Source organism: Actinomadura sp. NPDC048032, assembly GCF_040653175.1.
Taxonomy (GTDB): Bacteria; Actinomycetota; Actinomycetes; order Streptosporangiales; family Streptosporangiaceae; genus Spirillospora; species Spirillospora verrucosospora.
Window position 1 is genome coordinate 1 of the sequence record NZ_JBEZJP010000408.1, and the last position, 7,428, is coordinate 7,428.

General features: G+C 71.5%; 8 protein-coding genes. 5 read left to right on the plus strand and 3 right to left on the minus strand.

Annotated elements, in window-relative coordinates:
* Together AB0C69_RS34590 and AB0C69_RS34595 are read left to right on the plus strand one after the other, a co-directional pair.
* On the plus strand, window positions 1-652 hold a 652-nt coding region (locus AB0C69_RS34590; protein ID WP_360359321.1), incomplete at its 5' end, for a glycosyltransferase.
* Window positions 653-806: 154 nt separating this feature from the next.
* A complete protein-coding gene (locus tag AB0C69_RS34595; RefSeq protein ID WP_360359324.1) occupies window positions 807-2,009 on the plus strand; it encodes an RNA-guided endonuclease TnpB family protein in 1,203 nt (400 codons plus the stop codon).
* A gap of 30 nt (window positions 2,010-2,039) precedes the next feature.
* On the opposite strand, the gene trxA is transcribed toward AB0C69_RS34595, so the two are convergent.
* On the minus strand, window positions 2,040-2,363 hold the full coding sequence (gene trxA / locus AB0C69_RS34600) for a thioredoxin (protein ID WP_179837481.1): 324 nt from the start codon (window positions 2,361-2,363) through the stop codon (window positions 2,040-2,042).
* Complete coding sequence (locus tag AB0C69_RS34605; protein ID WP_353834234.1) at window positions 2,360-3,346, minus strand: lysylphosphatidylglycerol synthase domain-containing protein; 987 nt, start codon at window positions 3,344-3,346, stop codon at window positions 2,360-2,362. Before AB0C69_RS34605 ends, trxA begins: the two co-directional genes overlap by 4 nt.
* 66 nt (window positions 3,347-3,412) lie before the next feature.
* On the opposite strand from AB0C69_RS34605, the gene AB0C69_RS34610 reads away from it, so the two are divergent.
* From AB0C69_RS34610 to AB0C69_RS34620, 3 genes are all read left to right on the plus strand, one after another.
* The gene (locus AB0C69_RS34610) at window positions 3,413-4,117 is read left to right on the plus strand and encodes a class I SAM-dependent methyltransferase (RefSeq protein WP_360359328.1); all 705 of its coding nucleotides are present in this window, start codon (window positions 3,413-3,415) and stop codon (window positions 4,115-4,117) included.
* A 160-nt stretch (window positions 4,118-4,277) separates the two neighbouring features.
* Window positions 4,278-5,426, plus strand: coding sequence for a glycosyltransferase family 1 protein (locus AB0C69_RS34615; protein ID WP_345177701.1), 1,149 nt, complete (start codon window positions 4,278-4,280; stop codon window positions 5,424-5,426).
* Window positions 5,427-5,460: 34 nt separating this feature from the next.
* Window positions 5,461-6,528, plus strand: coding sequence for an NDP-sugar synthase (locus tag AB0C69_RS34620; RefSeq protein WP_360359331.1), 1,068 nt, complete (start codon window positions 5,461-5,463; stop codon window positions 6,526-6,528).
* Window positions 6,529-6,626: 98 nt separating this feature from the next.
* Here the strand turns inward: AB0C69_RS34620 and AB0C69_RS34625 are convergent, their stop codons facing one another.
* Window positions 6,627-7,052 carry a hypothetical protein gene (locus tag AB0C69_RS34625; protein ID WP_360359334.1) on the minus strand — a complete coding sequence of 142 codons (426 nt, stop codon included), beginning with the start codon at window positions 7,050-7,052 and terminating at the stop codon, window positions 6,627-6,629.
* Window positions 7,053-7,428: the final 376 nt, after the last annotated feature.

Sequence of the window (7,428 nt, forward strand, 5' to 3'; positions counted from 1 at the left end):
GGTGGACGGCGTGCTCGTCCACACCGAGGCGCAGGCAGAACTGGCGCGGGGGCTCACCCCGCGGCCGGTGCGGGTCGCGGAGATGGCCGCGCACCTGCCCGCGGCCGGTACCGCCGCGCCCGGCGACGGCAAGGTACGCCGGCGGCTGCTGTTCTTCGGGATCGTCCGCCCGTACAAGGGCCTGGACGTCCTGCTGCGCGCCCTCGCCGAGGGCCCGGACGACGTGGCGCTGACCGTCGCGGGCGAGTTCTGGGGCGGCCTGGACGAGACCCGCGAGCTGATCCGCTCGCTGGACCTCACGTCGAGGGTCGAGCTGCGGCCCGGATACGTCCCCGCCGCCGATGTCCCGGGACTCTTCGCCGCCGCCGACGCCCTCGTCCTGCCGTACCGCACTGCGACCGCCTCACAGAACGTCTGGATGGCCCACGAGCACGGCCTCCCGGTGATCGCCACCGATGTGGGGGGCTTCGCGGCCCAGATACGCGACGGCGCCGACGGCCTCATCTGCCGGCCGGACGACGTCGCGTCCCTCGCCTCGGCCCTGCGCCGCTTCTACGAGCCGGGCGAGCCGGAGCGCCTCCGCTCCGGCGTCCGCCCGGTCGACCACGGCCCCCTCTGGACCGCCTACCTCGACGCGCTCACAGGAAACTAACCGCCTCGCCCGGGCAGGCGGCAGCGGCCCCGACAGGGGGATCAGGCGGTCGGGTAAGGATGACGGTGAGGCCGAGCGGTCCGGCGCAGCTGGGCGGTCCCCGGTGTAACCGGAAATCCTTACAGCCTTCCCGTCCACTAGTAATGTCGCGGTCATGCGGACGGCGTACAAGTGCCGGGCCTACCCCGACCCCGATCAGGCGGCCCTCTTCGGCCGCACGTTCGGCTGTGTCCGGCTGGTCTGGAACAAGACCCTCGCCGAACGCCACCGGGCCTGGCATTCCGATGCCAGGCGAATCTCCTACCGGGAAACCGACGCCGCCTTGACCGCCTGGAAGAAGACCGAGGACCTGGCGTTCCTGAACGAAGTCTCTTCGGTTCCGTTACAGCAGGCGCTGCGCCACCAGCACGCCGCCTTTGCTAACTTCTTCGCCGGACGTACCCGCTACCCGCGCTTCAGGAGCCGCACCTCTCGCCAGTCCGCGCACTACACGCGCTCAGCCTTCCGGATGAAGGACGGGGAACTGTGGCTGGCCAAAACCCGGGCGCCGCTAGCACTGGTGTGGTCGTTCGAGGATGTGGACCTGCCCACGTTGGATCCGACGATGGTAGTTGTCTCCCGGGAAGCGGACGGCCGTTGGTATGTGACCTTCGCCGTCGAAACCCCTGAGCCCGAGCCCATGCCGGCCGCCGGGCGTCAGATCGGCATCGACCTGGGCGTCAACGACTTCGCGGTGACCTCTGACGGGGAGCGCATCGCCAACCCCCGCCATCTGGAGAAGAAGCAGCGCAATCTAGCCCGGTACCAGCGGCGCATGGCCCGCAAGCAGCCCGGTAGCAGCAACCGGCGCAAGGCCAAGATCAAGGTCGCCCGCGCCTGCCGCAAGATCCGCAACGCCCGCACCGACTTCCTGCACCGCACCAGCACCTCCCTCGTCGGCAGGGCGGACGTCATCGCGATCGAGGACCTCGCCGTCGCCAACATGGTGAAGAACCGCAGGCTCGCTAAGGCGATCTCCGACTGCGGGTGGGGTGAGTTTCGCCGCCAGTTGGAGTACAAGGCCGAACGGGTCGGGCGGACCCTGGTCGTGATCGACCGGTGGTACCCCTCGTCCAAGACCTGCTCGCACTGCGGGCACCCGCTCGCGGAACTGAGCCTGTCCACCCGGCACTGGACGTGCCCGGGCTGCCGCACCCGGCACGACCGGGACATCAATGCGGCAAAGAACATCCTTGCGGCTGGTCGAGCCGTAGCCAGGGGAGACCCCGGTGATGTCTGTGGAGCTGATGTCAGACGGCCGGGGCCCTCCCTTCCGCAGTCGGCCGCGAAGCAGAAAACTCTGCGGTGCGAGCCGTAGCACTCCCCTCCCAACCTGGAGGGGAGGAAGTCAAAGGTGCGGTTCGATGACCTTCATCAGGGCTCGCTTGGGCTTGGCGCCGACGATCTGCTCCACGACCTCGCCGTTCTTGAGGAGCAGGAGGGTCGGCAGTCCCATCACGCCGTACTTGCCCGGCGTCTGAGGGTTCGCGTCGTAGTCCATCTTCGCAATCTTGATCTTGCCGTCCTGCTCGGCGGCGATCTGCTCCAGGACGGGAGCGATCATGCGGCACGGCCCGCACCAGTCGGCCCAGAAGTCGACCAGCACGGGGGTGTCACTGCTCAGGACCTCGTCCGCGAACGTCGCGTCGGTCACGGTGATCGGGGCCGTCACGGTCCCTCCTTCGTAGGCTGCGCATCCGTCATGGGCTGCGTACCCGTCACAAGCGGCTCGGAGCGCGGTTCATTCCCGGTCGCCGGGGCCGTCCTGCCCAGCAGGAACGCCGCGCCCGCGATCAGCAGGTCGGCGGCGGTCAGCAGCACCCGGGACGCGATCGCGACCACGACCGGCGCGCCCGCCGGGAGCACCGGCGTCAGCACGACCGTCAGCGCCGCCTCCCGGGCCCCGATACCGCCCGGCGCGATGAAGACGAGGAAGCCGGCGACGAACGCCAGCGCGTACGCCCCGGTCGCCAGGAAGGGCAGCCCCTTGCCGTCGCCGCCCACGGCCGCGCACAGCAGCCACGTGTGCACGCCGAACAGGGCCCAGCCGAGGACCGTCCACCCGATGGCCCTGAGCGTCGCGGCGAGGCCGACCGGGTGCTCCAGCGGCGGCCGCCGCACGAGCCTGAGCATCACGCCGAGCGCCCAGCTCACGATCTTCGGGTGCAGCATCGCCAGCAGGACGGGCGCCAGCAGGAACAGCCACCAGTACTCCCGGCGCGCCGCCGCGGACGTCAGCGGCAGCGTCACCGCCGCGACCGCGAGGCCGCACGAAGTGGACGTCGCGACCGCCAGCATCGTCGAGCCGAAGCTGCGCTCGGGCGGCACCTTGTGCTCGCGCGTCATCTCGATCTGGGTGACCAGCGCCCACACCTTGCCCGGGACGTACTTGCCGAGCTGGCTGATCCCCGAGATCCGGAAGACGGCCCGCACCGGGAGCGGCGACCCGAGCCCGGCGAGGAACTCCCGCCAGCCGAGCATCCAGGCGAAGAGCCCCGCCAGGCCCGCGGCGAGCGCCCCGGCCAGCGTCGCCCACGACATCTGCCGGAACGCGTCCACCGCGGCGTCCCACTGGGACGCCACGCTGTAGCCGCAGAACGCGAGCGCGAGCAGGACCAGGAGCACGCGCAGGGCCCGGACGGCGACGACCTTCATCTTCACGCGCCCAGCGTAGGCGAACGTGACCTCGCGGCCGCCCGCTCCGCCTAGAGTTGGGGAGCGATGAAGATTTCGGATGTGGTCGCCTTCATGGGGCACCAGGTGCACGTGTGCCGGTACCGCGAGGCGGGGACGCTGCTCGACTGGATGGGGCGCGACCTGCGCGGCAAGCGGGTCCTCGACGTCGCGGGCGGTGACGGCTACTGGGCCGGCCGCGCGCGCCGGCGCGGCGCCGAGGCCGTCTCGATCGACCTGGCCCGCGGCAAGATGGTCTACGGGCGGACGCTCGCGCACGCCCCCGCGCTGATCGAGTGCGACGCGCTGCGGCTGCCGTTCGCCGACGGCTCGTTCGACGCGGTCCTGTCGGTCTGCGCCATCGAGCACTTCGACGACGGCGGCAGGTCGCTGGACGAGATGGCGCGGGTCCTCAAGCCCGGCGGTGAGATTTTCATGTCCGCCGACGTGCTGAGCCGCGCCGACGCCTGGCCCAAACTGCGCGACGCGCACAAGGCCAAGTACCACGTCCAGCACACCTACACCCACGACAGCCTGCGCAAGCTGATGGACGAGCGCGGCCTCGACCTCGTCGGTTACAGCTACCAGTTCCGCACCGCGGCCACCGAGCGCCTCTACCTGTCCCTTTCCACCTACGGCGGCAGGGTCGGCTTCAACGCGGCCGCGCCGCTCACGCCGTTCGTCGCCCTCGCCGACCGCGCCGCGCCGAACGAGCGCGGCAGCATCGTCCTGGTCCGCGCCCGAAAAAGATAAGGCCCCGCGGGGGCCGGGGGCGCGTAAGCGGTGGCCGTGTGGGGAGGGCCCCTCACGGATGAATCGCGTGGAACGAGATCCGGCGAGTTGGCGCCTTCCGGGCGTACGCTCGGAGAGTAAAGAGTGATCTACGCCACCGCGCTGGATGGGGGAGTGGACCGTGGCGCCTCGGATTCTGCTCGACGCCACCGCCGTGCCTGCCGACCGCGGCGGGCTCGGCCGGTATGTGGACGGGCTGCTGTGCGCCTTGCACCGGCAGGGCGCCGACCTGGCCGTCGCCTGCCAGCGTGCGGACGCCGAACGCTATGAGGGCCTCGTGCCCGGCGCGCAGGTGGTCGCCGGGCCCGCGACGCTCTCGCACCGCGCCACCCGCCTGGCCTGGGAGCAGTCGGGCCTGCCGCACGTGGCCCGGCGCGTCGGCGCCGAGGTCATCCACCTGCCCACCTACACGATGCCGGTGAGCGCGGGCCTGCCGACCGTGGTGACGATCCACGATGTCACCCTGTTCGCCGAGCCGGAGCCGCACGACCCGGTGCGCACCTCCTACATCAAGTCGGCGACCCGCACCGCCGCCCGCCGCGCCACCCGGCTGATCGCGCCGTCCCGCGCGACGCGCGACGAGCTGGTCCGCATCCTCGGCGCCGACCCGTCCCACATCGACGTCGCCTACCACGGCGTCGACCACGAGGTCTTCCACCGCCCGTCCGAGGCGGAGGTCAAGCACGTCTCCGACCGCCTCGGCCTGCACGGCCGCCCCTACGTCGCCTACCTGGGCGCGCTGGAGCCCCGCAAGAACGTCCCGAACCTGATCCGCGGCTGGGTGCGGGCGTGCGCCGGCCGCGAGGACGCGCCGGCGCTCGTCCTCGCGGGCAGCGGCGGCTGGGACGACGAGGTCGACGCGGCCCTCGCCACCGTCCCGCTGGAGCTGCGCGTCCTGCGCCCCGGCTACCTGCCCTGGCCGGCCCTGCCCGGGTTCTTCGGCGGCGCGCTGGTCGTGGCGCTCCCGAGCCGCGGCGAGGGCTTCGGGCTGCCCGTCCTGGAGGCCATGTCCTGCGGCGCGCCCGTCCTGACCACGCACCGCGGCCCCCTCCCCGAGGTCGGCGGCGACGCGGTCGCCTACACCGAACCCGACCCGGAGGGCATCGGCGCCGCCCTCACCTCGCTGATCGACGACCCGTCCCGCCGAGCCGAACTGGCCGAGGCGGCCCACACCCGCTCCGAGCGGTTCTCCTGGTCGGCGTCCGCCGAGGCGCACATGGCCTCCTACCGGCGTGCCGTGGACCAGTACGCCGCGGCACGCACCCACTAGGCTCTCTCCGACCGCGCGTGGAGAAAGGAACCGAGTGGAAGCGATCCTCCTGGTGGGAGGTCAAGGCACCCGCCTGCGCCCCCTGACGATCTCCACCCCGAAGCCCCTGCTCCCCACGGCGGGGGTGGCGTTCCTCGCGCACCAGCTGGCCCGCGCCCACGCCTCGGGCGTCGAGCGCATCGTGTTCGCCACGTCCTACCGCGCCGAGATGTTCGAGGCCGCCTTCGGCGACCGCGCCTACGGCGTCGACCTCGCCTACGTCAGCGAGGACGAGCCGCTCGGCACCGGGGGCGCCATCCGCAACGCCGCGCGCGCCCTCACCTGCGGCCCGGACGACCCGGTCCTGATCCTGAACGGCGACATCCTGTCGGGCCACGACGTCCGCGCCCAGGTGAAGCTGCACGAGGCCGCCGCCGCCTCGGTGACGCTCCACCTCACCGAGGTCGACGACCCGTCCCGGTTCGGCTGCGTCCCCACCGCCGGCGACGGCCGCGTCACCGCCTTCCTGGAGAAGACGCCCCATCCGGTGACGAACCAGATCAACGCGGGCTGCTACGTCTTCCGCCGGTCGGCCATCGACACGATCCCCGAGCACGAGGTGGTCTCCGTCGAGCGCGAGACGTTCCCGTCGCTCATCTCGTCCGGCGCGGTGGTCATGGGCTACGTCGAGTCGGGCTACTGGCTGGACGTCGGCACCCCCGAGGCCTTCGTCCGGGGTTCGCGCGACCTCGTCCTCGGCACCCTGGCGTCTCCCGCCATGCCCGGCGAGCCGGGCGAGCGCCTCGCTCTCACGGGCGCCCGCGTCGCGCCGGGCGCGGTCGTGCGCGGCGGCACCACCGTCGGCCGCGGCGCCGTGGTCGAGGCGGGCGCCACCGTGATCGGCAGCGTCCTGCTGGAGGACTCGTTCGTCGCCGAGGGCGCCACCGTCCGCGACTCGGTCCTCAGCCGGGGCGCCCGGGTGGGCCCCGGCGCGGTCCTCGACGGCGTCGTGCTGGGCGACGGCGCGGTGGTGGGCCCCGGCAACGAACTGCGCTGCGGCGTGCGCGTCTGGCCCGGGATCAAACTGCCGCCGACGGCCATCCGCTTCTCCGCCGACGACTGAGTTCTTTACTCCGTTCCCATTCGGCGGCGTATTCGTGGTACGCCAAATTCGGCCGCGCCGCGGCCCTTTCTCAACGGTATCCCGGCCGGGCCCTTTGCTCAGAAGGTGCGGCTGGTGAACCAGGTCGCCTGGCTGCCGGGGTGGTTCAGGTCGACGGTGATCCCTGACAGGCGCCTGTCGCCGCCCAGCGAGCCGTCGTAGCGTCCCCGGGTCCCGTTGAACCATCCGATGACGAAGAAGATGTTGAAGCCGTCCACCGATCCCGTCTCGATCGTCCCGGCCGTGCTGCCGTAGACCGCGGACCCGAAGAGCCTGCCGGCGCCGTCCTGGGTCACGTTGACCTGGATGTTGCCTCCGCGGCTCTGGAAGATCGTGTAGACGCCGGCGGCGTTGAACGCCGGCGCGGCGAGTGCCCTGCTCGGCGCGGTGGCCGGTGCCGCGGCGTCGGCGGCGGTGGGAGTCAGGGCCAGTCCGCTCGCGCTCAGGGCGAGGGCGAGGGCGGCCGTGGCGATCCTGGGGCGCATGATGCCTCCGTGGGGCGACGACGAGAGACCGTGCGGGTACTCGCGCTGTCTCGGTCAGAGGCACCCGCGGTATCCGCTCAACAGAGAATCCACTGACACCAGACGCCATGCAAGTGGCGATTTGACTCTTCTTCCTGACCGGTATCGGGCGCGGCTCACACGCTCCGATCCGCTCAGTAATACTTGCTGGTTCTGGTGTGCTCTGCGGCCTCGATCCACGATTGTTCGCCCGTGGAAAGCGTCCGCAGTGGTCGCTTTTGGGGCGGGCAAAGAAATCACTTCATGGTGACCATTTGATGCTCCGTGCTCGGTGGGGCCGCTGACCGCTGGGTTCGGGCGAAGTGAGACCGCCTTGCGCCCAGGGCGCAAGGCGGTC

What these genes read in the sequence shown, in the direction of transcription:
- AB0C69_RS34625 (WP_360359334.1), bottom strand. Translation starts at nt 7,052, where the DNA reads ATGCGCCCCAGGATCGCCACGGCCGCCCTCGCCCTCGCCCTGAGCGCG.
- AB0C69_RS34605 (WP_353834234.1), bottom strand. Translation starts at nt 3,346, where the DNA reads ATGAAGGTCGTCGCCGTCCGGGCCCTGCGCGTGCTCCTGGTCCTGCTC.
- AB0C69_RS34610 (WP_360359328.1), top strand. Translation starts at nt 3,413, where the DNA reads ATGAAGATTTCGGATGTGGTCGCCTTCATGGGGCACCAGGTGCACGTG.
- AB0C69_RS34595 (WP_360359324.1), top strand. Translation starts at nt 807, where the DNA reads ATGCGGACGGCGTACAAGTGCCGGGCCTACCCCGACCCCGATCAGGCG.